This is a genomic window from Roseivirga sp. UBA838 (genome assembly GCF_002296035.1).
GTDB lineage: Bacteria > Bacteroidota > Bacteroidia > Cytophagales > Cyclobacteriaceae > Roseivirga > Roseivirga thermotolerans.
This window is the reverse complement of the sequence record NZ_DBHC01000033.1, coordinates 107,435-130,716: the sequence shown is the minus strand read 5'-3', so window position 1 is coordinate 130,716 and position 23,282 is coordinate 107,435. Positions and strand designations below refer to the sequence as shown.

The 23,282-nt window shown below is 44.0% G+C and carries 27 protein-coding genes; 20 read left to right on the top strand and 7 right to left on the bottom strand.

Features of this window, described 5'->3' with window-relative positions; genetic code table 11:
- Window positions 1–11 precede the first annotated feature (11 nt).
- On the bottom strand, window positions 12–677 hold the full coding sequence (locus B3O12_RS11720) for a hypothetical protein (RefSeq protein ID WP_286756412.1): 666 nt from the start codon (window positions 675–677) through the stop codon (window positions 12–14).
- Here B3O12_RS11720 and B3O12_RS11715 point away from each other — a divergent pair.
- Window positions 676–1,278 carry a transcription elongation protein SprT gene (locus B3O12_RS11715; protein ID WP_189629246.1) on the top strand — a complete coding sequence of 201 codons (603 nt, stop codon included), beginning with the start codon at window positions 676–678 and terminating at the stop codon, window positions 1,276–1,278. The genes B3O12_RS11720 and B3O12_RS11715 overlap by 2 nt on opposite strands.
- 38 nt (window positions 1,279–1,316) lie before the next feature.
- Here B3O12_RS11715 and B3O12_RS11710 read toward each other — a convergent pair whose 3' ends face one another.
- Window positions 1,317–1,889, bottom strand: a complete 573-nt coding sequence (locus tag B3O12_RS11710) for a hypothetical protein (protein ID WP_189629245.1) — start codon at window positions 1,887–1,889, stop codon at window positions 1,317–1,319.
- Between the two features lies 1 nt (window position 1,890).
- Entirely contained in the window at window positions 1,891–2,697 is an 807-nt protein-coding gene (murQ, locus tag B3O12_RS11705; RefSeq protein ID WP_189629244.1) for an N-acetylmuramic acid 6-phosphate etherase, read from the bottom strand.
- 47 nt (window positions 2,698–2,744) lie between these two features.
- Between murQ and B3O12_RS11700 the strand changes: the two genes are divergently transcribed.
- Together B3O12_RS11700 and B3O12_RS11695 are read left to right on the top strand one after the other, a co-directional pair.
- Window positions 2,745–4,289: a M20/M25/M40 family metallo-hydrolase gene (locus B3O12_RS11700; RefSeq protein WP_286756411.1), complete on the top strand. Its 1,545-nt coding sequence runs from the start codon at window positions 2,745–2,747 to the stop codon at window positions 4,287–4,289.
- A 22-nt stretch (window positions 4,290–4,311) separates the two neighbouring features.
- A complete protein-coding gene (locus B3O12_RS11695) occupies window positions 4,312–4,689 on the top strand; it encodes a hypothetical protein (RefSeq protein WP_189629242.1) in 378 nt (125 codons plus the stop codon).
- Window positions 4,690–4,849: 160 nt separating this feature from the next.
- Here B3O12_RS11695 and B3O12_RS11690 read toward each other — a convergent pair whose 3' ends face one another.
- Window positions 4,850–5,686 carry an N-acetylglucosamine kinase gene (locus B3O12_RS11690; protein ID WP_286756410.1) on the bottom strand — a complete coding sequence of 279 codons (837 nt, stop codon included), beginning with the start codon at window positions 5,684–5,686 and terminating at the stop codon, window positions 4,850–4,852.
- A 113-nt stretch (window positions 5,687–5,799) separates the two neighbouring features.
- Here B3O12_RS11690 and B3O12_RS11685 point away from each other — a divergent pair, with 113 nt between their 5' ends.
- The 5 genes from B3O12_RS11685 to B3O12_RS11665 all read left to right on the top strand — a co-directional run bounded on the left by B3O12_RS11685 (window position 5,800) and on the right by B3O12_RS11665 (window position 8,757).
- Entirely contained in the window at window positions 5,800–6,381 is a 582-nt protein-coding gene (locus B3O12_RS11685) for a hypothetical protein (protein ID WP_189629240.1), read from the top strand.
- Window positions 6,371–6,658 (top strand): winged helix-turn-helix domain-containing protein, encoded by a 288-nt coding sequence (locus B3O12_RS11680; RefSeq protein WP_189629239.1) that lies wholly within the window; start codon window positions 6,371–6,373, stop codon window positions 6,656–6,658. The genes B3O12_RS11685 and B3O12_RS11680 overlap by 11 nt, the downstream gene beginning before the upstream one ends.
- Window positions 6,659–6,708: 50 nt before the next feature.
- Window positions 6,709–7,260, top strand: a complete 552-nt coding sequence (locus B3O12_RS11675) for a hypothetical protein (protein ID WP_286756409.1) — start codon at window positions 6,709–6,711, stop codon at window positions 7,258–7,260.
- 158 nt (window positions 7,261–7,418) lie between these two features.
- A complete protein-coding gene (locus B3O12_RS11670; protein ID WP_286756408.1) occupies window positions 7,419–7,883 on the top strand; it encodes a DUF2306 domain-containing protein in 465 nt (154 codons plus the stop codon).
- Between the two features lie 94 nt (window positions 7,884–7,977).
- On the top strand, window positions 7,978–8,757 hold the full coding sequence (locus B3O12_RS11665; protein ID WP_189629236.1) for a peptidase: 780 nt from the start codon (window positions 7,978–7,980) through the stop codon (window positions 8,755–8,757).
- A 210-nt stretch (window positions 8,758–8,967) separates the two neighbouring features.
- On the opposite strand, the gene B3O12_RS11660 is transcribed toward B3O12_RS11665, so the two are convergent.
- Both B3O12_RS11660 and B3O12_RS11655 read right to left on the bottom strand, forming a co-directional pair.
- Window positions 8,968–9,204: a cytochrome b5 domain-containing protein gene (locus B3O12_RS11660; RefSeq protein ID WP_286756405.1), complete on the bottom strand. Its 237-nt coding sequence runs from the start codon at window positions 9,202–9,204 to the stop codon at window positions 8,968–8,970.
- A gap of 1 nt (window position 9,205) precedes the next feature.
- Window positions 9,206–9,913: an RDD family protein gene (locus B3O12_RS11655; RefSeq protein ID WP_286756403.1), complete on the bottom strand. Its 708-nt coding sequence runs from the start codon at window positions 9,911–9,913 to the stop codon at window positions 9,206–9,208.
- 44 nt (window positions 9,914–9,957) lie between these two features.
- Between B3O12_RS11655 and B3O12_RS11650 the strand changes: the two genes are divergently transcribed.
- The 9 genes from B3O12_RS11650 (at window position 9,958) to B3O12_RS11610 (ending at window position 17,684) form a co-directional block, all read left to right on the top strand.
- The gene (locus tag B3O12_RS11650) at window positions 9,958–10,926 is read left to right on the top strand and encodes a stage II sporulation protein M (RefSeq protein ID WP_286756402.1); all 969 of its coding nucleotides are present in this window, start codon (window positions 9,958–9,960) and stop codon (window positions 10,924–10,926) included.
- On the top strand, window positions 10,904–11,803 hold the full coding sequence (locus B3O12_RS11645; protein WP_286747636.1) for a hypothetical protein: 900 nt from the start codon (window positions 10,904–10,906) through the stop codon (window positions 11,801–11,803). The genes B3O12_RS11650 and B3O12_RS11645 overlap by 23 nt, the downstream gene beginning before the upstream one ends.
- On the top strand, window positions 11,784–12,485 hold the full coding sequence (locus B3O12_RS11640; protein ID WP_286756401.1) for a DUF4129 domain-containing protein: 702 nt from the start codon (window positions 11,784–11,786) through the stop codon (window positions 12,483–12,485). Before B3O12_RS11645 ends, B3O12_RS11640 begins: the two co-directional genes overlap by 20 nt.
- Window positions 12,472–13,668 carry a DUF4350 domain-containing protein gene (locus tag B3O12_RS11635; protein WP_286756400.1) on the top strand — a complete coding sequence of 399 codons (1,197 nt, stop codon included), beginning with the start codon at window positions 12,472–12,474 and terminating at the stop codon, window positions 13,666–13,668. Before B3O12_RS11640 ends, B3O12_RS11635 begins: the two co-directional genes overlap by 14 nt.
- Before the next feature lies 1 nt (window position 13,669).
- Complete coding sequence (locus tag B3O12_RS11630) at window positions 13,670–14,647, top strand: AAA family ATPase (protein WP_189629229.1); 978 nt, start codon at window positions 13,670–13,672, stop codon at window positions 14,645–14,647.
- A complete protein-coding gene (locus B3O12_RS11625) occupies window positions 14,647–15,978 on the top strand; it encodes a DUF58 domain-containing protein (RefSeq protein ID WP_189629228.1) in 1,332 nt (443 codons plus the stop codon). The genes B3O12_RS11630 and B3O12_RS11625 overlap by 1 nt, the downstream gene beginning before the upstream one ends.
- Window positions 15,975–16,484, top strand: a complete 510-nt coding sequence (locus B3O12_RS11620; protein WP_286756399.1) for a hypothetical protein — start codon at window positions 15,975–15,977, stop codon at window positions 16,482–16,484. Before B3O12_RS11625 ends, B3O12_RS11620 begins: the two co-directional genes overlap by 4 nt.
- A gap of 3 nt (window positions 16,485–16,487) precedes the next feature.
- The gene (locus B3O12_RS11615; protein ID WP_286756398.1) at window positions 16,488–16,883 is read left to right on the top strand and encodes a hypothetical protein; all 396 of its coding nucleotides are present in this window, start codon (window positions 16,488–16,490) and stop codon (window positions 16,881–16,883) included.
- 297 nt (window positions 16,884–17,180) lie between these two features.
- Complete coding sequence (locus tag B3O12_RS11610) at window positions 17,181–17,684, top strand: DinB family protein (protein ID WP_189629225.1); 504 nt, start codon at window positions 17,181–17,183, stop codon at window positions 17,682–17,684.
- Window positions 17,685–17,715: 31 nt separating this feature from the next.
- Here the strand turns inward: B3O12_RS11610 and B3O12_RS11605 are convergent, their stop codons facing one another.
- Entirely contained in the window at window positions 17,716–18,936 is a 1,221-nt protein-coding gene (locus B3O12_RS11605) for a PHP domain-containing protein (RefSeq protein WP_286756397.1), read from the bottom strand.
- Window positions 18,937–19,185: 249 nt separating this feature from the next.
- Here B3O12_RS11605 and B3O12_RS11600 point away from each other — a divergent pair, with 249 nt between their 5' ends.
- The 3 genes from B3O12_RS11600 (at window position 19,186) to B3O12_RS11590 (ending at window position 23,237) form a co-directional block, all read left to right on the top strand.
- Window positions 19,186–21,210 (top strand): tetratricopeptide repeat-containing sensor histidine kinase, encoded by a 2,025-nt coding sequence (locus tag B3O12_RS11600; protein ID WP_286756396.1) that lies wholly within the window; start codon window positions 19,186–19,188, stop codon window positions 21,208–21,210.
- A complete protein-coding gene (locus B3O12_RS11595; protein WP_286756395.1) occupies window positions 21,203–21,925 on the top strand; it encodes a LytR/AlgR family response regulator transcription factor in 723 nt (240 codons plus the stop codon). The genes B3O12_RS11600 and B3O12_RS11595 overlap by 8 nt, the downstream gene beginning before the upstream one ends.
- A gap of 115 nt (window positions 21,926–22,040) precedes the next feature.
- Complete coding sequence (locus tag B3O12_RS11590) at window positions 22,041–23,237, top strand: hypothetical protein (protein WP_286756394.1); 1,197 nt, start codon at window positions 22,041–22,043, stop codon at window positions 23,235–23,237.
- Window positions 23,238–23,282: the final 45 nt, after the last annotated feature.

Here is a 23,282-nt window from a genome sequence, read left to right as displayed (position 1 = left end):
GCTACTCACACCTAGTACTTGGGCACAGTAAATAGCTCAGCAATTATACGCCTGTGTCTGCGTGTATAGGCATTCCTTACGGGATGTGCCGGTGTGGTTTTCAAAAAATACCGCAAGGGCTCATATACCAATATATCGGCATAGTTACCGTGCTTGTCGGTCTCATCAGCTATAATCGATTCGGCCTGCCAAATGAGCCTGTTGTTGTTTAACTGATATAACTTCATTCGAATAACTTTTTGAAAATAAATCTCTTCTCTGATAACAGGAACCGAGCGATCGCTACCTCTAATAGTAATGGTCTCTTTCTTTCCTTCGGCAGTCTTTTTTTCAATGGTTTGAGACTCACCCCGTATGGTGTAAGAATCTTCCGTCTGCCTGAGTATTGGTGCACTTACAAACACCTCCAAGCGAAGGATAAAGTTGGCAGACTCCTCCGTTCGGCTAATGGAATAGCCCAGGTCATACAACCTCAGGCGCACCTTCTGCAGGTAGGGAAGTAATTCGAGGTTTTCATTTAAACCACTTTCATCTACATAGATTTGCGTTATTTTGGACCTATTAATATTTCCAATGCTGTAAGTGTCTGTACTTACGCTCAGTCGGGAAAACCATTGAGCATTTAGAGAAGTGTGGCAAAGAAGAAAGGGAAGGAAAAAGGCAAATAATCGATTCATGGAGAGAGATGTTTTTGTTCAATTAATAACAAGAAAAGTGCCAAAGGAGGCTCTCGATTATTGCATACAACTCTATGAAGATCAGCCATTTCAGTTCAGGCTTTCTAAAAAAAGGCAATCAAAACTAGGCGACTATCGGTTCGACCCACGGGCCAAAAGTCATACAGTAACTGTCAATGAAGACTTGCATCCTTACCAGTTTTTAATCACCTATGTGCACGAAGTGGCCCATCGGAGGGTGCACGAACAACACCGAAACCTGAAGCCACATGGACTGCACTGGAAAAATGAGTTTAGACGATTAATGCTTCCGCTGCTTAGGCCAGAGGTATTTCCAAACACCGTACTTGGGCCACTTGCCCGGCACATGAAAAATCCAAAGGCAAGCACCTCGGCCGATCCTGCCTTAATGATAGCCCTGAAGCAATTTGAAGCAAACTCAGAAAGGTCAACCATTGCCAGCTTGCCGCTCCTAGCTGAATTTCGGTTTAGAAAAAGGTACTTCCGCAAGCTGGAAGTAAAGCGCACACGTGCGCTGTGTCTGGATCTGGAAAACAAGAAGCGATACCTCATCCCTTTGGTGGCTGAAGTAGATGGTTAAGCAGCTCCCTTTTAGCGCACTCCCTTAAAAGTGAGCGTTTAAATCAAGCCAATTCTTCTACCAATAATGGAGTGTATGCGCTCAAAAAGAACAACAGGTTTTAAGGTTCTCCACTCCAATACCTCCAGGTCTCCACCAAAGTTGATATAACTATCCACATTATAGTTCTTCATTTCATCCACTACAAAGTCGCGAAAACCAATGGCGGTTATCCAGCCATCTTCCATATCATCGAACCACTCTTCGTAGTAGCTATCGTCAGAGCCGTGAAAGTTGAGAATATTTTCCCCTACAAGAATGTACTTATTAATACCATGGTAGTTGAAATGGTCAACAATATTGCGCTTTAAGTGCATTATATCATTGTTCAGCGCATCGTTCCACTCCCCGATGAACTCTATGATGATAAAACCCCGGTTATAATCGACATAAAGGATTTTAATAAAGAGGGTTTCGGAACCCATAAAATCCCAGGCCGGATCTATATAATAGCCATAGATGGTTTCGGAATAGAGTTCATAATTATACTCTTTTCCGGAATAAGGAGAGTTAGGATCATCAGCCACATTGTAATACTTAAGCCAGGAATAGTAAGGCTCAATTTGGTGCATGTCAGGAGTTCTTTATAAAATCAATCACCTTCCTCACAGAGCCATGTTCTTTCAACAGTTTCTCTGCTGTGGGGTAGTCTACCTGTAGCATTTCCATCACCATTTTAGTTCCGCGGTCAACCAGCTTATTATTAGAAAGCTGCATATCTACCATACGGTTGCCTTCTACCCTGCCCAACTGAATCATTACCGTAGTTGAAATCATATTGAGCACCAATTTTTGAGCTGTTCCCGCTTTCATTCTCGTACTGCCAGTAACGAATTCAGGGCCTACAATGGGCTCAATGGGGTAATCAACTTCCCAGGCCAAAGCAGAATCCGGATTACAGGTAATGCATCCAGTGAGAATACCATGTTCTTTGGCTTTTTTCACCCCACCTATCACATAGGGGGTTCTTCCTGAAGCGGCAATACCGATGACCGTATCCTTATGGTTGATCATGTATTCCTGAAGGTCTTTCCAGGCTTGCTCCTCATCGTCTTCGGCAAATTCTACGGCCTTTCTGATGGCACCATCGCCTCCGGCAATCAAGCCAACCACCATTCCATGCTCCACTCCGTAAGTTGGAGGACACTCAGAGGCATCAACTACCCCCAGTCGGCCACTGGTGCCAGCACCTATGTAGAATAGCCTGCCTCCCTTTTCCATTCGCGGTACAATCTCTTTCACCAAGGCCTCCACTTGGGGAATCACTTTCTCAACTGCCTGTGCTACCGTCTGATCTTCGCGGTTGATGTTTACAAGCAACTCCTTTACAGACATTTGCTCCAGGTGATTATGATTGGACTCTGACTCGGTTACGTTCATTTTAATTCTTTCAAAAAAGGTCTAAATTCCATTCAAACTTAATGCATATGGTTTTCAAATCCCCGATTAGAGTTGCTATAGTTTTATTTCTATGGCTGTATTGTTTCCCCTTAAAGTCGCAAAAGCTAAGTACCAATCAATACGAAACCCTTAGCAGGGAATATGCCCTGGCTTCCATTCCAGAGCTACGCGCCTTCCTTTCTATTCCAAACAATGCTCTTATCGAGGAACACGTAGAAAACAACCTTAGGTTTCTGGAGCTGGCTTTTGAAAAAAGAAGGTTCTCTACCCAACGATTGCCCAGCACCAGCCGAACGGCCTTTTTTGCTGAGCGCATAGTTCAAAAATCGCTTCCTACTGTACTGGTTTACATGCATTTTGATGGCCAGCCGGTAGATGCCCGTCAATGGAACCAGGCCGATCCATACCAACCGGTTTTAAAAAGACCACTGGCTGATGGCTCATATGAAACCGTTGATTGGCAAACTATTACAAATACACTACCTGATGAATATAGAGTTTTTGCCCGATCCGCTTCTGATGATAAGTCGCCCATTATCATGTTTTTGGCAGCACTCGATGCATTACAGTCTGCAGGACTTGAGCCTTCTTTCAACCTGAGGGTAATTCTCGACCCGGAAGAAGAACAAGGTTCTAAAAGCATGCCTGAGGTTATCGACCAGTTTGGCGATTTACTTTCGGCAGATCATATGGTAATTTTTGACGGACCGGTTCACGACTCCAATTCACCCACTTTGGTATTTGGGTGTAGAGGTATTGCCGGCATTGAACTAACAGTTTATGGTCCAAGAACACCACAGCACAGCGGACATTTTGGCAATTATGCCCCCAACCCGGCCTTGCGTTTGGCTCAACTGCTCTCTTCTATGAAAGACGAAGGTGGCAAGGTTACTATTCCCGGTTTTTATGACGGTATTGACCTTACCCCTGAAATCAAGGAAATTCTAGCGGCCGTACCAGACGATGTCACTCAGATTAAAAAGAGGGTGGGAATTGCCGAAACCGATAAGGTTGGAGCCAATTATCAGGAGGCTATGCAATACCCCAGTCTAAACATCAGAGGTTTTCGATCGGGTTGGGTGGGGGCAGAAGCCCGAACCATAGTTCCTGAAAAAGCTGTAGCTACTCTGGATATTCGGTTGGTACCGGAGAGTGACGGTACCCGGTTGGTAAAGCTGGTTAAAGAGCATATTCTGGCGCAAGGGTATTATCTTATTGAAGACCGTGACCCTTCGGAAGAGGAGCGATTGACACATGATAAAATCATTCGGTTTGACCATGACCCCTCGGAAATGTGGAAAGCCTTTAATACACCCATTCATTCGAAAACGGGAGAGTGGCTTTACCACAGCTTAAAAAATGTTCATCAGCAGGAAGTAGCCAGAATCCGTTTGGCCGGAGGCAGCGTGCCCATAGCATTCTTTGTAAACAAGCTTGATATACCCGCGGTTCTAGTTCCCCTGGTGAACCCCGATAATAACCAGCACAGCCCAAATGAGAACATACGTATGGGGCATTATAGAAACGGAATCAAGACGATTTTGGGGGTGTTGACAAGTAGTATCGAGTAGATTTTAAGTAGAAAGTATTGAGATGTTTAGATTCCGGAAAAAACCAATAATTATTGAGAAGTCTGATCAAGAGATTATTTGTCAAAATCTCCTATTAGTCTATTCTGAACTAAACAACAATGGTCTAAGAGCTCATTCTGGATTAATTAAAAGAGCTATCAAATCCATTTATGAGCAAGATTATGAACGTTTTGTGGATTTGATCACAAACTCAGGAGCAATTGGAGGATCCGGTTCGATTCTAGATTTAGACTTAGGATCAGAATTTGATAATAAGTTCTGCAAACTCTTGAAATCAATTACCAACGCAGGAGTAGACAACAAGCGCTTGAATAGAACTATCAAATTACTTGAAAGGCTTGAGAAAAGAAGAGTAAGTAATAAGGAATCTCGAATCTAAAATCCCCTCCTGGTCAGGAGGGGAGCAGGTAACAGCAAGCCAGAAAGTTTGTTCTTGAACTATTAAGTCTTGGCGAATATTGTAGCGGCTATTCAGTTAAATTATCATGGACGAAACAGAAAGTACTCGAGCCTGGCTACTTTGTATCAATACTCAACCACTACTTATGAAACAACGTGAGTCCAGCTATCGGATACTCCGAAACATGCTTCACTAAAATTCCCTTATCCTGAGCTACCTCTCTGAGAATGTTACTGAAGTAATAGGCTACAGAACCTGTAAAATGCACCGGAAGCGTATCGTAGCCTTCATACTTCATCACGTTTTTAGTAATGAAGGTATCGAACCCGGTTGAAACCAATGAGTGCATGTACGGCTCGGCAATGTGCTGACCTATAAACTTAGCGAAGCTGGCCAAAAAACGACCGGGCATTGGCTCCTGATAAATATGGGTAAGGAACTTATCTTTAGTGAGACCAAAGGTTTCTCTGAAAATTTCTCTCAGGTGTGCGGGCATGTCCTTGCGATAGTAGTCAGTTACCAACATCTTTCCCAGGTAAGTTCCTCCTCCTTCATCGGCAATGGCCCAGCCCAAAGAAGGAACATTTTGGATAATCTTGCGACCATCGTAGAGGCAAGAATTGGTGCCGGTGCCAATAATACAGGCAATACCGGGCTCCTCCCCACAAAGCGAACGGGCAGCAGCCAGCAAATCATGATTTACATCTATTTTGGCCGTGGGGTAGTACTTAGCAAGTAATCGGGCAATTTTCTCTCTATTGGTTCCGGAAGAGCAACCTGTTCCATAAAAGTATATCTCATGGATCTTGTCCGGAATCTGATCATATAAATCTTTGATTACCGTGAGCATCTCCTCCTCGGTCTGGTAATAAGGATTAATACCGGCCGTTCGGGCCTGCTCAATAGAACCATCGCTTTGAATTAACCGCCAATCGGTTTTGGTAAAACCACTATCTGCTATGAGAACTTTCGCCATATTTCTTAGAAAGCATCAAAAATAGTTATTCGAACGAAACCTGAAACCCAGATACATCGTGTATTCATTTGGTTTATAATATAAACTACTTTATAATTATAAAATTTTCAACCATGGAAGACAAAGAACTATCCCCTCAGGAAAGCCTGGATTTAATTCAGCAAATGATTGGTAAAGCCCGAAAGCGCTATACAGATAACAGCTTCTATTTCTTGTTGTGGGGTTGGATAACTATTGTAGCGAGTGTATTCCACTATGTTGCGGCCTCCTACACCAGCTTTGAATACCCCTATGCCGGATGGAGCCTTACCGTTGTAGGAGCTATTGTTTCCATGGTAAAAGGGAGTAAGGATGGCAGAACGGCCAAAGTACACAACTACACCGATAAAATGTATGGATGGCTATGGGCAAGCCTGGGGATAGGCATGTTCACCATCATTTTTAATGGGCAGCTACTGGGTTGGAGTGTGGTTCCTTTCATATTGCTTTTTGCAGGCATTGGCACCTCCGTATCTGGTGCCATGATGAACTTTCTGCCCCTCCGAATTGGTGCGGTCATCTTTTGGTTGTTAGCTTTGGCGGCCTTTAGGGTAGACCCAAACCAGCAAATGCTACTAATGGCCTCGGGAGTGGCTTTCGGCTACCTGATTCCGGGTTACATTATGAAATCAAACGCAAAGAAGAATGCCATTTGAAGCACTCGATCCTTTATTGCACTCACAGCTTCGGCTGGCTGTTATGTCCCTGCTCATTAGTGTAGAAAGTGCCGATTTTGTATACATTAAGGAGCAGACAGGCGCCACTGCCGGCAACCTGAGCGTCCAGATCGACAAACTTTCGAGTGCCGGTTATATTTCTGTTGAAAAGAAATTTGAAGGGAAGAAGCCCAAAACCACCTGCAAGATTACCCAAACGGGTGTCGATGCGTTCGAGAACTACGTGAAGAATATTCAACAATACCTCAAGCCTTAAAAAATTTTAAATAGTTAGTTTATAACATAAACCAGTTTAAGAATAAAATCATGAAAACAATTCCATTACTCAATTCCATGCAGCACTTCATCCTAGGGATGATGATTGTTGCAGCTTCCTTGATTAGTCAGAAGACTCAAGCTCAAAACGCCCGCATTTCAAAAGATGAAATGCAAAAACTATCCGGTTGGGTAGGTGAATGGAAAGGGGAAGGTTGGCAGATGGACCAACAAACCAGGCAGAAAATCACCTTCACCGTAGTAGAGAAAGTTGAGCAGCGGCTGGATGGCATGGCGCTGATTGTTGAAGGTAAGGGCTCTTCCAACGGCACTCTGGGGCACCATGCTATGGCCATGGTTTACTACAATGCCGATGCCGGACACTACGATTTTCACTCTCTGGTAATGCAAGGACACTCTACCATGGCCAAAGGGGAATTCAATGATAAAGGTGAGTTTGTTTGGGGGTTCAAAGTTCCGCAGGGCGAGGTACGCTATGTAATAACCATTGAAGGTGACACCTGGACCGAAAAAGGCGCTTTCTCTATGGATGGCAGTACCTGGTACCCTACCATGGAAATGCAGCTAAAGAGAGTCAAGTAGGCAATGCAACATTGGCCCTGACTCTGAAGCCTGCCTTTTGGAGGCAGGCATGAATGATGAAAGTTGATAACCAGGGAGGTCTTCCTTTCAGGGTTTAGGGTTTTTCATTTCCTCCTTAATCACTTACTCCTTACAGAAATTAATATAAAGACTCAGATATGATTCATTCAACAATTGGCCTCTTCCATACGGCTATGGCCTTTTTGGCCATGGCCACCGGGGCCACAGTAATTTTTATGCGCAAAGGCACAAAAAGGCATAAACAATGGGGATATGTATATGTAACCAGTATGTTGCTTCTCAATGGTTCTGCCTTTTTCATTTACAACTTTGGCAATAGACCTTCTCTCTTTCATCTTTTTGCGCTCATTAGTTTGGCAACTCTTGTGGCAGGTATTGTACCGGCTATTACCAAAAAACACAAAAATTGGTACCCCAGGCACTTCTACTTCATGAGCTGGTCAGTGGTGGGGCTCTATTGCGCTTTTTGGGCCGAAACAGGCACCAGACTTCTCAACGGACAACACTTTTGGTGGGCAGTTGCTATTGCCTCTACATCTACAGCATTGGTGGGTAAAGTATTTATTGACCGGGAGGCTAAAAAGTTATTTGGTAAGGCATAGAAACAAGACCTCCTTTTTTGGAGAAAGCAACATTTTAGCGAAAATTGAAGCCTCAAAGGTATAAACAACCACCGTTTTTGGCCGTTTTGTAATTATGCGAAAGATAAAGAGTTTACAGATTGTACTTCTTGGCACTTTATGCCTGCTTTTTACCCAGTGTAGTAAAAGTGACGATGCCAATCCTTCGGGAGGCAATGAACCGGATAATGCAAAAAATATTGGTCCGGTAGGTAGTTCGGCCAATGATTTGCTCTCGGCAGAAAACTACAACTTTCTGGTAGTAGAGGTACAGTATGCAGCCGGCTACGCGCCTCCTGGTCAGAGCATCAATTATTTGCAAAACTTTCTAAACAACCGGCTCAATAAACCTGCCGGAATAACCGTAAACGTTACTGAGGTAGAAGCTCCCGGCCAAAGCAGCTACAGTATTTCAGAGCTACGCGCTATGGAAGATGAAAAGCGCACCCAATTTACCAACGGTTCTAAGATGGCCGTTTACATATATCTGGCCGATGGTAGCTACGACCAAAACAACAATGTGCTTGGCGTTGCTCACCGAAACACTTCAATAGTTCTATTCCAGAAACGAATAGAAGAGGTCTCCGGTGGAGTAGGTCAGGTTTCCACTTCACTCCTTACTTCTACCGTACTGGCTCACGAGGTAGGTCATCTTTTAGGCCTGGTTAACAACGGCAGCCCTATGCAAACCAATCATCACGACAGTGCCAATGGTGCTCACTGTACTGCAGAAGACTGCCTGATGTATTTCTCGGTTGAAAGTACTTCCGGCCTCAGCGATTTGTTAGGCATGAGCAGCCCACCAGATCTGGATGCTAACTGCCTGGCCGACTTATCAGCTAATGGCGGTAAATAGCTGATTGGTTATTCGTTGTTTATTGATCGTAAAAGAGTCAATCTGCTCCTTTCTCAGCCGGAGGTATACGCTATAGTCATCAGAATTTGTATCTCGTAGTAAGTCCCGGGCGTCCTCTTAGGTGCTGAGAACAAATTAATCACCAATGAAGATCGGTCAATAGTTGTTAGCACTATTGCATCGTTGTCCAACGGCCCGTTGAATGATCAACTAATCTACTAATACACCAACAAGCTCAAACCGCTCAAACACCTTATCCGTGTGAGGGGCATCTGGCAACTCATCTGTCAAATCCTGACCGGCCCAGTGCTCATAGTGTTTGCCGGTTTTCCAAAGCCGGGAGTCGCTCACGTCATAGATTTCGCCCTTATAGGCCACCCAAACCTCTGGTTTGTCCTGGCCATTTCTAAGCGCCAATTGTGCCTTGGTATATGATTTTAGAGGCATATCAGCGAGTCATGTAGTAGGTATGGTCACGCAGCAGCGTATAAAGAAACTTAACGGTAGGTAGTTCGCTATGAATATTGTACTTCTCTTTTAGCTTTTCTTCCAGCCTTTCTATGGGCACGGGATTCGCATCTTCTCTAAAAGCCTTCAGTGCGGCCTTAATGAGCCTTACTTCGTGGTCCCTCAGGTGACTGGCCTCAAAGAAAACCGGCTCATAGCTTTCATCTACTTTGTCCATAATGGCTTTGTTCTGCACATTCGTGGCCGAAACTTTCCGCATTTTCACTACGGTGGTGCCGGCCACTAAATCGCCCAGCCGCTGCCCCTTGCGAGTGAGAATAATCAGTACCACAGCCAAGCCCACAATAAAAAAATCGAACACCTCCATTACCATTCTCAAAAAGTAAGACGGTAATGACGGGGAGCTACCATCGATTTTAACCACCTTAATACTCAGTGCCATTTTACCCACAGTCTGTCCGTTGCAAGTAGCCTCGCAGATAAACCTATAGAGGTATGAAATAATGTAGATAATGACATTCAGGGCTATACTCTTCATACCGGTTTTGGAGAATATAAAACTCAACACCAAATTGATACTAAGAATAATGAGTATGTCGATAACGAACGCCAAAATACGCTCACCTATACCTGCCAATTCATAGTCAAGCTGAATGTTTTGTGAGGTTTGAATACTTACTGCTTGCATATGAATCTTTATTGAATAATTTTTGGCTTAAATACGAATCTGTAATGAGGGAATCGGTTTTTGTGAAGGCAAATATAAGTAAATGGGAAAAGTTCGAAAGCCTGATTTCGTCTAAGGAAAAAAAGGATCCGGATGAACTAGCCTCATTGTTCATTCAGCTTACCGATGACCTGGCCTTTGCCCGCACGCATTACCCCAAATCAGATGTTACCTCCTACCTGAACAACCTCTCAACCAAGGTTCATCAGGATATCTACCGAAATAAAAAAGAGCGCAAAAACCGTTTTGTCCGTTTCTGGAAATATGAACTGCCCGAAATCTTTTGGGCTCACAGAAAAGAGTTCATGGCCTCCTTCCTCTTTTTTCTGGTTTCTTGCATTATAGGAGCGTTTTCGGCTGCTCAAGATCAAAGCTTTGTTCGCTTAATCTTAGGAGACACCTACGTTAATCTCACGCTTGACAATATAGAAAAAGGCGAACCTATGGGTATTTATGGCTCTATGGCCCAAACCGATATGTTTTTTGCCATCACATTCAATAACATTCGGGTGTCTTTTGTAGCCTTTGCTTTTGGTATTGCCTCTTCAGTAGGCACGGTTTATTTGCTGTTCAGAAATGGTGTAATGTTGGGGTCTTTTCAGTACTTCTTTTACTCTAAAGGGCTTTTACTTACTTCAGTGCTCACCATTTGGATACATGGCACAATAGAGATTATTTCCATAATAATGGCCGGAGGAGCTGGGCTAATAATGGGCAATTCGTGGATGTTTCCCGGTACCTTGCCCAGGCTACACTCTTTGCGTCAAGGCGCCCTAAAGGGGGCCAAGGTAGTGCTGGGCTTAGTGCCATTATTCATTATTGCCGGCTTTCTGGAGTCGTTCGTTACCCGGCTTTTTGGTATGCCCAATGTGCTTAAAGCAACCATTATTGTGTTGTCGTTAATTTCAATGGTATATTACATTATTCTTTACCCTAGAAAACTTTATAAAAATGGCGTATTCACCTCAAATTGAGTTTTATAAAAAGAGGCAATTCAGCGACAAAATAAACGCAACCTTTACCTTTTTAAGAGAAAATGCATGGCCCTACATCAAGATTCAACTGATGATAGCCGGCCCTATACTTTTACTCACTAACATACTTACCAACCAATTGAGCATTGGCTTTCTCGGGTTCAGTCCGGAAGATGTAACGGCTAGTATGATTTTAGACTTTTTCAAACTCTACGGGCTTATTCTGCTGAGTACACTCGTTACGGCCACGCTGGTCCCGATCATTACTTTTAGCTACATGAAAGCCTACCAAAGCCACGCTCCCAGTGAAATATCGGCAGCTATGGTGCTTAAAAATTTGGGCAGCAAGTTCTTTAATCTGCTGGGCTTTAACATTCTTATGTACATAGCCATAATTATAGCTATGTTCTTTCTTGTTTTGCCGGCCATTTACATAGGCATTGTGCTCAGCCTGGGCTCTGCCATTATACTCTTTGAAGAAAACAACCCAATAGACACCTTCAGTAGAGCTTTTACCCTTATTAAAGGAAAATGGTGGAGCACATTTGGTCTGGTAATCGTAATGGGAATAATCGGCTATGTGATTAGCCTCTTCTTTGGCTTACCCAGAACCTTACTGTTCAGTGTAAAGGCGATTACCACCACTTTTTCTGATGGCGATTTATCTGCCGTTACTCAAATGACCACCGGTGAGCAGGCCTTAAGTATACTTTTTTCAGTGTTTGAAACTTTTGGTTCTATACTGCTCTATTCCTTGTCTTATATTGCCATTGCATTTCAGTATTTCAACCTGGTAGAACGAAGGGAGTCGCGTGGGCTCATGAGTCAAATTGAGGGGATGGACAAGGCTGCGGCCGATGATGATGAACATTATTAATCGACTGATCTATTCTTTAATACTTATTCTTTTAGCTGGTGCTCCTCTTGCGGCACAAAGTGGAGGTTCAGTGCGTACGTTCGACACTGAAAAAAGGCTACAGCTGCAAGAAGAACACAGCTATGAGGTGGCCGACCCTATTGCGGAAGGGGCCTTTCAACGCTTTTGGAACCGGCTCAAGGCTTGGTTTTTTAGTTTGGTTGCCTCCAAAAATACCGGCAGCCTCATTAATCTATTTATAAAAATTCTTTTACTCGTTGCCTTTGTGTTCCTCATTGTAAAACTTACCGGCACAGAGATTTCCGGAGTTTTCAGGGCATCAAAGCCCAATGTAAAGCTTGAGGTAGACGAAACACAGCTCCATGAAATAGATTTTGATGCTGCCATTGCACAAGCAAAAAACCAAAACGATTGGCGCCTTAGTATCCGGCTCATTTACCTTAAATCACTAAAATTTCTCTGGGAACAGGAAATCGTATCGGTTCGTAAAGGGAAAACCAACATGGAATACCTTTATGAGCTTAAAGAAAGGCCACTGGCCAGCGATTTTGAGAGACTGAGCTTTATTTTTGACTATACCTGGTATGGTCATTTCGATGCCTCTGAGCTGCATGTACAAAAAGCCGAGGCTTACTGCAAAGCCATTGTTGACCCTCTAAATGTGAGGCATGAAAAAGGATAGAGCCTACCTCATATTTACGGCAGCCGCTATTGCCATTTTTGTGCTGTATCAGCTCGCACAAAAGCAGGCCACAGATTGGACTACCACTTTCCATCACCGCGATAAAAACCCATTCGGAGCCGAGTTGGTGCATGAGCTTATGCCCGATCTTTTTATGGGTAAACCTGTACCCTCCGTATTCCGAACCGTGTATGAGTTGGTAGAAACAGACACTCTGGGAGAAAACCTGCTGATTGTGACTCAGTCATTCTCAACCGATGAAAACGACTTTAACGCTATGGTGCGCCATGCGCAACAGGGCTTTACCATTCTTGTGGCAGCCTATAATTTTGGGGGCGCACTGGCCGACAGCCTGAATATTTCTACCTGGGAGACCATCCGTGTACGGACGCTCAATTCTTCCAGTGTAGAGCAAATTCTTGGACAGCAGCATTCAGACTCTATAACTTTCACGCAAAGCAAAAAATCGATTACCGTACCCTCACTGGCTGCCACGGGTTATTTCACCGAGGTAGAAGACAGCAACCTGGAAGTTCTGGCTGAAGATGCCCAGGGGAACCCTGTATTGATGCGATGGAAGGTTGGCGAAGGAAGTATTTTGCTATGCTCTACTCCATTGGCCTTTACCAATTACATGGTGATGGATGACCAAGCCTACAAATTTACCGAGCACTTGCTCAATTATTTCCCCGAAAATATCCCGGTGGTACACAACGAATATTATCATTTGGGCAGGCTGGAAAGCTCCACACCGCTAAGGGTACTTTTAAGAGACGAAAACCTTCGTGCAGCTACTTACATAATGCTCATTGGCTTTTTGCTGTTTCTGCTCTTTGGTACAAAGCGTAAGCAAAGACTTATCCCTGTTATTGGCACCCTGCAAAACACATCGCTTGAATTTACCCAAACCCTGGGCAGGCTCTACTACAGGCAAAGAGACCATAGAAAACTGGCCGAAAAGCGGATGAAATACTGGGTAGACTATATATACCGAAGGTACAATTTACGCCCCCTTTGGAACGCTGAATTTATAGAGCTACTAGCCCAAAAAAGCGGTGCAGACCTGAAGGTATGTCAGCGACTGCTAGAACTATTTAAGCAAGTTGAAACAGGTGCAAGTGTTTCTAATGAGCACCTGATGAAAATTGAAAACACATTGAACGAATTTTACGGAATAGAATAATATGGAGAATCAAGAATCTTTCGAAAGCAGAATAGACCTGGCGCCATTGAAAACCGGAGTGGAGAAAATCCGCGAACAGATAGGCAAAGTCATTGTTGGGCAACAGAAAATGGTCGATCTTATTATTACAGCCATTTTGGCCGATGGTCATATTTTGCTGGAAGGTGTGCCGGGTGTGGCCAAAACTCTGGCCTCCAAACTTGTGGCTCGCTGTATATCGGTAGACTTTTCGAGGGTTCAGTTCACTCCAGACCTCATGCCATCTGATGTACTGGGCACAAGTGTTTTTAACCTGAAGAGCTCTGAGTTCGAATTTAAGAAAGGCCCTATTTTCTCCAACATAGTGCTCATCGATGAAATTAACCGGGCCCCGGCCAAAACCCAGGCTGCACTTTTTGAGGTAATGGAAGAAAAACAAGTGTCGGTAGATGGTACAACCTATCGTATGGCGGCTCCATATATGGTTTTGGCTACCCAAAACCCCGTAGAACAAGAAGGCACCTATCGCCTGCCTGAAGCTCAGCTCGACAGGTTTCTCTTTAAAATAGAAATCAACTACCCTAACCTGGAAGAGGAAACAGAAATACTTCTAAGGCATGCCAACCGAAAAGGAGATGAGCTAAGCCAAATTGAGCCGGTGCTTAATGCCGAAGAGATCAAAGCCTATCGGCAAACAATTCATCAGATTCTGGTAGATGAGAAACTGCTCTCATACATCGCTCAGATTGTAAATCACACCCGCAACGATCAGTCTATATATCTGGGAGCCTCGCCCCGTGCATCACTCGCACTGCTCAATGGCGCCCGTGCTTTTGCTGCCATCAACGGTCGCGATTTCGTAACCCCTGACGACATTAAGTTTTTGGCGGCTCCTGTGCTCAAGCACCGCATACAACTTACGCCAGAAAAAGAAATGGAAGGCAGTTCGGTAGATGAGGTAATCAATCAGTTGGTGGCCAAAGTAGAAGTACCTCGCTAATGCGCTTGTTCAAGGCTCTATATTTTTCACCCCGCTTTCACACGCTGGCTTTTGTGCTGGTGTTCTCCTATATATTTGCCTACCTTCTTCCCGCGGTGAGCATAATAGCCGACCTGCTGTTATATTTCTCCCTGGCACTCTTAATTATAGATTATTGCTGGCTGTTTCTTACAAAAAAGGGCCTCTCGGCCGAACGCCATTGTGCCGAAAAATTCTCTAACGGAGATGAAAATCAGGTATCTGTTTGGGTGGAAAACCACTACGCCAATCCGGTGGGTATTGCCCTGTACGATGAACTACCTGAGCAGCTGCAAATAAGAGATCAGCAATTTTCTACCACCTTAAAAACCGGAGAAGTTAAGGAGTTTAACTATTCCATAAGGCCCACAAAACGGGGGGAGTATCACTTCGGGAATATCAACCTGTTGGTAAATACGCCTATTGGTTTATTAAAAAGGCGCTACATACTGGGTACTGAGAAAACAGTGAGTGTTTATCCATCATTCGTACAAATGCGCAAATACGAGCTTTTGGCTTTGTCTAACCAGCTCCAGGCCTTTGGGGTAAAAAAGATCAGGCGCATTGGAAACAACATGGAGTTTGAGCAAATCAAAAACTATGTTTCGGGAGACGACTACAGAAAGGTGAACTGGAAAGCTACGGCTCGCAAAGCGGCATTAATGGTTAACCAATATCAGGATGAGCGGTCGCAGCAGGTCTATTCGGTGATAGACAAAGGTCGGGTAATGCAAATGCCTTTTGAAGGGCTCAGCTTGCTGGATTATGCCATCAATGCCTCATTGGTAATTTCTAACATTGCCCTCAAAAAAGGAGATAAAGCAGGCATCATCACCTTTCAACACAAGGTGAACTCCATTTTGCCGGCTTCTTCCAGAAACATGCAATTAAACCTTATTCTGGAACACCTCTACAAACAAAAAACAGCCTATAAAGAATCAGATTTTGGGCAACTATATGCCAATATTAAACGGAAGGTCACTCAGCGCAGTCTCATATTGCTCTATACCAATTTTGAGTCGCTATCGGCTTTGCACCGCCAACTTCCTTACCTAAAACGCATTAGACAACATCACCTGCTGGTTTGCATATTTTTCGAAAACACAGAAGTAACCAAGTTGACCAAAAGTAAGGCCAGTGATTTGGAAGAAGTATATACAAAGGGTATTGCCGAACAACTACTTCTGGAAAAACGCCTGATTGCCAAAGAGCTGCAACGGCACGGAATCCACAGCATTCTAACACCACCAGAACAGCTAAGTGTGAATACTATTAATAAGTACCTTGAGCTTAAATCGAGAGGGCTGATATGACTGAGTCTCTGCTTAGCTACTACGAACATATGTCTGCTGGCGATAGATTTCTATTTCAGACTCAGGGTTTGTGGACCACTATATTCTGGGTATTTGCGGCATTCCGCATCTTTCTGCACATGTGGATTTATAAAAAAGCCCAATCTCCATTTTACCACCCCAATGTCACAGGAACTGACGCTTTAAAACAACGGTATCTAGGCCAGTCTACTGCTGATATTGAAAAGCTAAGAAAGAAGCATCCTGATATAAAAGACCCAACGGTCGATGGAAATCATATGGGTAGAGACCAAGAGTTTTTACTCATTTGCTTTTTTACATTCTGGTGGAACAAAGAGCCGGACGACTCAAAAACACTCTTGAAGTGGAAACACAGAGCCAACATTGCCAACTTCATATTCTTAGCCCTACTCCTGTTTGTCATCCTTCTTTTTTTCTACTTGCAAGAATATAATCTACGCCTCGATAGCTTTAAAAAAGACTGGTTTTACTTACTCTCCAATTAGACTATGAAAGCAAAGCGCCTTATTGGATTAACTGTTGGCACAATCCTCATTTTAATGATGTGGAAGACTTTTAGCCAAAAAGGAGTAAGCCATCTCGATACAAGCTTCAGAGAGGTAGCGCGCTATAGAAATGAGAACAATACCGGCCCTGTCAGGCGTGTGTATGTAGTTGCTGTTAACGACACCAACTGGACAGATCTGGAAGCGTATGGCAACTTTCAGCCACACTCAAAACTCGGCACTACCGAGGTGTTCTTCTTTTTAGAAGGACAAGATGTTCCTACAACACTTAACGGTTCGGCCCCATATTTCAGCTCGTCCTACAACCAGCAGGTGATCGCCCATTATGAAAAAAATCCATCGGGTCTGGTTTCATTCAAAATGTTCCCTTTCCGGTAATTAAGCTAACCCTTTAGAGTTTTCAGAAAAACCCCTGAGCTTATCAGCCATGCAGCAATGTGCAGTGCTCGACAAGAGAGTTTGATGGAGATAAGAAAAACAATCTTTCACAGGAAGAAGTAATTCAAACCCCAACGGCATTGATCACTATGCCTAAGCCAAAACAGAGGCCTAAGCCTTATTTAATAAATCACTAAAAAAAGTAGCCTTATCAATCTCTACTGACATAGGGCTGTCACAGGAGCCTGTTTACTTGGCACCATCAATTCATTCATACTTTTTTTAAACACTAAAGAAATGGAAACACAACCCCTAACCTCCAAAGAACAAATGTTTGTTTCAACCGATGTAATGCTAAGGCACTGGCAAGGTCACAGAAACCTAACCAGAAGAGTGATAGAAGCCTTTCCGGAAGACAAGCTCTTTTCTCATTCCATTGGTGGAATGCGACCCTTCGCCCATATGGTAATGGAAATGATTGACATTGCCGAGCCTGGCGTGAAAAGCTTAGCCACCGGAAACTGGGAAAAGGTAGAAGAGTTCGACCACACCAAAACAATGCCCCAAACCAAAGAAGGCCTGCTAGAGCGGTGGGATAAGGTAACAGCGTTGATCGACAAAACGTGGCCCACCATAGCTCCTGAACGATTTCAGAAGGTGGAAATCGCTTTTGGTCAGTATGAAAATGCCAACTACGACACGTTATTTTACTTTATCGACAATGAGATACACCACAGGGCTCAAGGCTATGTTTACTTGAGGTCGCTCGGAATTGCGCCACCTTTCTTTTGGGAAAGATAAGGTCAAATACTCAAACTAATTCAGGTGCCTCTTAATAGGCACCTGAATAGATAATGCCTTTAACACTCCGGCCCTGTGGTGCCACAGGCTGGGTCCAGGCCGTTTCAAAGTCTCCTTCTTCGAAAGGGTTTTCTTTGAGCCGGGAAGACACGATTTTGGTGCGCACAAAGAGCACATCATTAGGAATGGCCAACTGCACTTCCGCTCCTCCTTTAATGGCCAAAACCTCCGCTTTCTTCCTGCCTTTTCTCACCCCAATCAGAGACGTTTTGTAGGTGACTCCTTCTTCTGCTTCAATGGTCAGCGAAATGGTACCCTCTTTTACCCGATAGTTGCTCAGTTTAACTCCGGTAGATGCATAGAATTTACCCTCTTCCATAGCCTCTACAATTGCATTGCCGTTAAGTTCACGGGCCTCAACCATTACCCAACCTCTACCGCTATTGCTAAACTGCGGGCCAAACTGATGGTAGTAGTGGCTATCGTCTGTAGCAATACCATACATTATGGGTTGCCCTCTTTCCAGATAAGCTATGTTAATGGCATCCCACATTTGCTCTGTACTCAGGCGAATTGAATCGCCATAGTTATTTACTGAAGGATGCCCGTTAAACACTTCAAAGAAGCGCTCTCCTTTGAGGGCAATCATATCTTCAAGTGAAATAGCCCAACCAAAATTGGGATGGTTAATATGAGGCATTATTGGCTGACCGGTTGCCTCTCTCTGCTCCAGCACAGCATTGATATTATTTTGCAGCACTTCGGCCACACTATTGCCATGCCTTGGTTCTATCAGGTTCTTTACATTTGTGGCATTCATGTGCAAAGGCTTGCCATTGTAACTATCGGTGATTTCCAGCCCTCGCATAATTAAAAAGTCTTTGTCTTGAAAAAGCGGCAAGTACTCTTCTTCCGTTTTTAGTCTCACCATCAGTCCGGCAGAATCTCTGGAATACTCTACCCAGTCGGTTCCATAAGCCGACAGATAATCATCGAACGCCTGTTGATAGATATGGCTTTTAGGAATCTTCTTCCATTTTTCGCCTTGTTGTAAAGTATTATGGTCAGTAAGACTCACAAAGTCATAACCATTGGATTTATACCAGTCCAAGACCATCTCAGGAAATGCATCACCATCGCTCCAATAGGTATGCGTATGCAAATTTCCTTTAAACCACTTTTGCTCTTCATTTTGGCAAGAGAGTAAGCCAAAGAGTATTAGAGGGGCACAATACTTAAATAAAGTTTTCATTATCAGTATGTTTTGCTTCAGAAAGTTCTAAAAAAATCAGAATCCACATAGGGTATATTCTGTAAAGAGAGTATTAACAATATCTGAAGAGATATACATTCATAGTTGATTGAGTTTACATAAAGCGTTAAAAAACCATTTATTTTAATGACCCAGCGAAAAGCCCTGCCACATACGGTGACCAGGGCTTTTTCATTATCACTGTTATTAGCCAATAAATCTGTACTTTAGATAGGGCATTTTTTAACCATGAGAGCTTCACTCCTGATTATTTTTTTTGGATTTGCAGCAAGCTTTTCTCCAAACCTTTCGGCACAGAGTATTCAACAACTGCGCATCGCCTTCGAAAAGGCTCCCAACGACACCATTAAGCTCAATACCGCCAAGCAACTTTTTGGCCGATATGTCTACTCCAAAGTAGACTCGGCCATTTTTTATGCAGAGCAGGTAATGGCACTGGGTGAAACACTAGCAAACCCAAAACATAAAAGTACGGGAGTCCAATACCTGGGTATAGCCTATACCATAAAAGGAGACTTTGAGCAAGCCGCTAACTACATGCAACAAAACCTAGATTACTATACCCGTATTGGCGACTCACTCAACATGGCATACACACTAAACAACCTGGGGGTTAACTTTCTGTATGCTGAAGACTGGCTTCTGTCCAGTCAAAATTTTTTGCAGTCCGTTCGAATTAAAGAAGATCTGGTGGCTCGGGGAGCTATTGGTTCAAAAGAGGCCGACCTGGCTTCCACATTGCTCAATGTGGCCATTACCTACGACAACCAAAGCGATACCTCTCAGGCTGCTAAGTACTTTACCCTGGCTCTCAATGAAGCCCGAATGGTTAAAGACAGCCTCAACGCTGCCAAAGCGCAAAATGGCTTAGGTAATCTGGCTCTCACCCGAAAAAACTATGAACAGGCATTGCTCTATTTTAAAAGTATAGAACCGGTTTTTGCCGGCCAAAACGACTTGTTTTCTCTTGGTAAACTCTACAACAATATGGCTTTGTGCTATGCAGAGTTAAACAACACGAATGAGCTAATGACTTATGCCAAACGCGCCACAGAAGTGAACAAGGAAATAGGCAATGAGCAATCGGAGGGATTGGCTCTGATGTATTTGGGGCTTGGTTACTTAAAAATGAACCGGTTTGGTGAAGCCATAGAAACTTCTGCCAAAGCACTATCCATTGGGCAGAGGCTAAACACAAAAGCACTAATGGCCGGCAGTTATAAAAACCTCTATGAGGCCTATGCAGCAGTTGGCAACTATACTAAGGCCTATGAATATTCACTGCTATTTCAACAGACAGACAAAGACCTCTACTCTTTGGAAAGAGCAGAGCAAATTGAAAAGCTCAGCGCCCAATATGAAGCAGAAAAGCGAGAAGCTCAGATTCTTCAGCTCAACCAAGAAAAAGCACTTCAAACCCTGGCTTTGGAAAAGGCAAATTCAGAACGCAACCTCCTGCTTGCTCTGCTCGCCAGTGCGCTTATTCTAGCCGCCCTCATTATCTACTTCTACCGAAAAATTGCGCTGAGTAAAAAACAACTGAACCAGAAAAACGTGGAGCTAGAACGGTTGAATAAAACCAAAGACCGATTCTTTGCCATTATTTCGCACGACCTCCGTAGCCATATCAGCGCCTTTCAAAGCTCTGGCCGACTTATGAAACACTATATGGCAGGTAAAGACACTCACAAACTGGAAACTCTGAGTAAGGAACTAGACAAGAGTGCACACAACATCGGTCATTTGTTAGACAACCTGCTGCAATGGTCTATTGATCAGCTACATGGCTATGAACCTAAACCACAGCCGCTTTCGCTCAAAGCGGTAGCCCTTGAACTTATTCAAATCTACGAGCCTCAGGCGTTGGCCAAAGGGCTCTCAATCCATAGCACCATAGATGATAATCATAAAGTGATGGCCGACCGGGGGAGCCTTTTTGTAGTAATGCGCAACCTGCTGGCCAATGCCATTAAGTTTACCGAGCAAGGCCGCGTACAGCTTTTTTCAACCATTGAAGAGAACTGGGTGGTTCTAGGTGTTCAAGACTCGGGCATAGGCATACCCGCTCCTATGCAGGCCGAGTTATTCTCCATAAACGAGCAAAAAATAAGAAGGGGAACACAGAATGAGAAGGGAACCGGTTTAGGCTTGCATTTGGCCCATGAGTTTGTACGAATGAATGGGGGTAAAGTAGCCGTAAGATCCGAACCCTATGAGGGAAGCACCTTTTTAGTATATTTAAAACATGCCTGAGGTGACCGTATTTGTGGTAGAAGATGAGCTAATCCATGCCGAAAACACCAAGTTGAGCATAGAAGAAGCAGGCTTTCGGTTAGCTGGTGAGTGCGCTCATGCCGACATGGCCCTTAGCGCCATCGAAAAGGCACATCCCGATGTGGTATTGATGGACATCTCACTACCCGGCAAACACAATGGCATTAGTTTGGCCAAAAAACTGGCCGACTCAGGAGGCCCGCCTGTTATTTTCACTACATCTTACAACGACACTGAAACCATATCTGAAGCGGCTCAGTCGGCTCCTGTATCTTACCTGGTAAAACCTATTGACACCCACAATCTAAAAGCCGCAATTACCCTGGCCCTTAACTCTCGCACCGGCCCGACCGCCTTACCGCAAACCACCGATCAGGAATCGCTTTTTGTAAAATCGGGCAACAAACTACAAAAAGTATGGCTCAAGGATATTCTGTGGCTGGAAGCAGCCGGAGACAATTACTGCAAAATTGTAACCTCTACGCATCAGCTGGTTTCCCGACATACTGTAAAGGCCATGGTCAGAGAGCTCAACTCAAGCTTGTTCATACAAATACACCGTGCTTTTGTAGTGAATCGCAACCACATAGAAAGCATCAATGAAAAGGAACAAACAGTAGTGGTTGGGGGCAATGAAATTCCATTGGGCCGAACCTTTAAAGAGAATCTCTATGCTCAACTAAAGCGATATTAAACTTCGGCTTACTTCAAAGCTTCATTGGCTTACAGAAACCTGTCACTGGCTGACATTTCGAAAACACGCACCATCAAAATGCCCAGCTTGGATGCATCATTAAATCCATCCAACCATGAAAAAGACATTCGAATTTCTACTGGCCGGCCTAGTGGCCCTGGCTTTGAGTTGTACCGAAAAAGAAGACATTATTCCTGAAATTCCTGTAGAAGACTTTCCAGCCAACTTCTATGATACCGCTTCCCTAACCACCATTCTGAGAAAAATAACAGATACTATTCCCAGTTGGGAGGTACTGAAACGATTTACGGATGAAGCCGAGAGGCTTCCTCTGCCCTCATTTGAGAAAAGGGCACTCTTCTGGGCCGATCCGGATGGGAAGGAAAACCCTTTCAACGATCCGCAATTCGATTACATGACCAACCTGATGCGCCACCACGCAGAGCTGGTTGAAAATTTTGGAGCTAATGAATCTAGCGCGCTCTTTACCTCAGTTCCTCCATTTGATGGCCCCAACGGTGGCGAAATTGTAGTACCGTATCCGTTAGACATTCTGGATGCTAAACTCAGGGCAACTACCGTGCTTTTCTTACGCGAAAAAGAATTGGGTCTGCCCACCATTCTGGTCAATTTTTATCCTCCTTTCATAGACATGCCTGTATTCAAAACCAAAGCAGAATTCGAAACCTGGTTTGCAGACCGCTACCTCCCTGAAAAAGAGGCCGAAGCCAAGGCTGCAGAACTCATGAAGGCTGAGAAATACATTCCATGGCCCATAGAGTTTGAACTGTTCATTACACAAGTCGGGGGTATTTATGACGATGGATTTTTAGCCGGAGCCACTGAAGATGAAATATTGATCTTTGCCAACGAAGTTAAAGATCGCATACTATCTACCGTAAAGCCCCATTATAGAGGCATAGTGGTAGCCCATTTGTACACTAACTATCAGATGACCGAACGAAAATTCTGGAACAGAATGTCATATACAGGTTTCGATGAACTGGAGTTCGCCATATTTCCTCCCTTCGATGCAGAAACTACAAACACCTACATGGATGTGCAGCTGGAAAACTATCAAAAGATTATTGAGAATAGCGGCAATCTGCCCTGGGTAGCCTCTGAGGTAAGCGTTTTTGAGTGGTATGTAGAAGATGGTAAGTTCGAAGAGTACGAGAAAGCCATGTATGAAGCCACCTTTAATAAATTAGAAAATGCCTCCAATCCACCTCGGGGCATATCGGCAGCTGCGGGCTACATGAAAACCGAGGCGGCAAAACAATACCTGAAAGAATACTTCAGCCGTCATTGATCTTTGGTGTAACAGTTGAGGTTTTTGGATTGTCGGCAATCCAAA

What these genes read in the sequence shown, in the direction of transcription:
- B3O12_RS11715 (WP_189629246.1), top strand. Translation starts at nt 676, where the DNA reads ATGGAGAGAGATGTTTTTGTTCAATTAATAACAAGAAAAGTGCCAAAG.
- B3O12_RS11720 (WP_286756412.1), bottom strand. Translation starts at nt 677, where the DNA reads ATGAATCGATTATTTGCCTTTTTCCTTCCCTTTCTTCTTTGCCACACT.
- B3O12_RS11710 (WP_189629245.1), bottom strand. Translation starts at nt 1,889, where the DNA reads ATGCACCAAATTGAGCCTTACTATTCCTGGCTTAAGTATTACAATGTG.
- murQ (WP_189629244.1), bottom strand. Translation starts at nt 2,697, where the DNA reads ATGAACGTAACCGAGTCAGAGTCCAATCATAATCACCTGGAGCAAATG.
- B3O12_RS11700 (WP_286756411.1), top strand. Translation starts at nt 2,745, where the DNA reads ATGGTTTTCAAATCCCCGATTAGAGTTGCTATAGTTTTATTTCTATGG.
- B3O12_RS11695 (WP_189629242.1), top strand. Translation starts at nt 4,312, where the DNA reads ATGTTTAGATTCCGGAAAAAACCAATAATTATTGAGAAGTCTGATCAA.
- B3O12_RS11690 (WP_286756410.1), bottom strand. Translation starts at nt 5,686, where the DNA reads ATGGCGAAAGTTCTCATAGCAGATAGTGGTTTTACCAAAACCGATTGG.
- B3O12_RS11685 (WP_189629240.1), top strand. Translation starts at nt 5,800, where the DNA reads ATGGAAGACAAAGAACTATCCCCTCAGGAAAGCCTGGATTTAATTCAG.
- B3O12_RS11680 (WP_189629239.1), top strand. Translation starts at nt 6,371, where the DNA reads ATGCCATTTGAAGCACTCGATCCTTTATTGCACTCACAGCTTCGGCTG.
- B3O12_RS11675 (WP_286756409.1), top strand. Translation starts at nt 6,709, where the DNA reads ATGAAAACAATTCCATTACTCAATTCCATGCAGCACTTCATCCTAGGG.
- B3O12_RS11670 (WP_286756408.1), top strand. Translation starts at nt 7,419, where the DNA reads ATGATTCATTCAACAATTGGCCTCTTCCATACGGCTATGGCCTTTTTG.
- B3O12_RS11665 (WP_189629236.1), top strand. Translation starts at nt 7,978, where the DNA reads ATGCGAAAGATAAAGAGTTTACAGATTGTACTTCTTGGCACTTTATGC.
- B3O12_RS11660 (WP_286756405.1), bottom strand. Translation starts at nt 9,204, where the DNA reads ATGCCTCTAAAATCATATACCAAGGCACAATTGGCGCTTAGAAATGGC.
- B3O12_RS11655 (WP_286756403.1), bottom strand. Translation starts at nt 9,913, where the DNA reads ATGCAAGCAGTAAGTATTCAAACCTCACAAAACATTCAGCTTGACTAT.
- B3O12_RS11650 (WP_286756402.1), top strand. Translation starts at nt 9,958, where the DNA reads ATGAGGGAATCGGTTTTTGTGAAGGCAAATATAAGTAAATGGGAAAAG.
- B3O12_RS11645 (WP_286747636.1), top strand. Translation starts at nt 10,904, where the DNA reads ATGGCGTATTCACCTCAAATTGAGTTTTATAAAAAGAGGCAATTCAGC.
- B3O12_RS11640 (WP_286756401.1), top strand. Translation starts at nt 11,784, where the DNA reads ATGATGATGAACATTATTAATCGACTGATCTATTCTTTAATACTTATT.
- B3O12_RS11635 (WP_286756400.1), top strand. Translation starts at nt 12,472, where the DNA reads ATGAAAAAGGATAGAGCCTACCTCATATTTACGGCAGCCGCTATTGCC.
- B3O12_RS11630 (WP_189629229.1), top strand. Translation starts at nt 13,670, where the DNA reads ATGGAGAATCAAGAATCTTTCGAAAGCAGAATAGACCTGGCGCCATTG.
- B3O12_RS11625 (WP_189629228.1), top strand. Translation starts at nt 14,647, where the DNA reads ATGCGCTTGTTCAAGGCTCTATATTTTTCACCCCGCTTTCACACGCTG.
- B3O12_RS11620 (WP_286756399.1), top strand. Translation starts at nt 15,975, where the DNA reads ATGACTGAGTCTCTGCTTAGCTACTACGAACATATGTCTGCTGGCGAT.
- B3O12_RS11615 (WP_286756398.1), top strand. Translation starts at nt 16,488, where the DNA reads ATGAAAGCAAAGCGCCTTATTGGATTAACTGTTGGCACAATCCTCATT.
- B3O12_RS11610 (WP_189629225.1), top strand. Translation starts at nt 17,181, where the DNA reads ATGGAAACACAACCCCTAACCTCCAAAGAACAAATGTTTGTTTCAACC.
- B3O12_RS11605 (WP_286756397.1), bottom strand. Translation starts at nt 18,936, where the DNA reads ATGAAAACTTTATTTAAGTATTGTGCCCCTCTAATACTCTTTGGCTTA.
- B3O12_RS11600 (WP_286756396.1), top strand. Translation starts at nt 19,186, where the DNA reads ATGAGAGCTTCACTCCTGATTATTTTTTTTGGATTTGCAGCAAGCTTT.
- B3O12_RS11595 (WP_286756395.1), top strand. Translation starts at nt 21,203, where the DNA reads ATGCCTGAGGTGACCGTATTTGTGGTAGAAGATGAGCTAATCCATGCC.
- B3O12_RS11590 (WP_286756394.1), top strand. Translation starts at nt 22,041, where the DNA reads ATGAAAAAGACATTCGAATTTCTACTGGCCGGCCTAGTGGCCCTGGCT.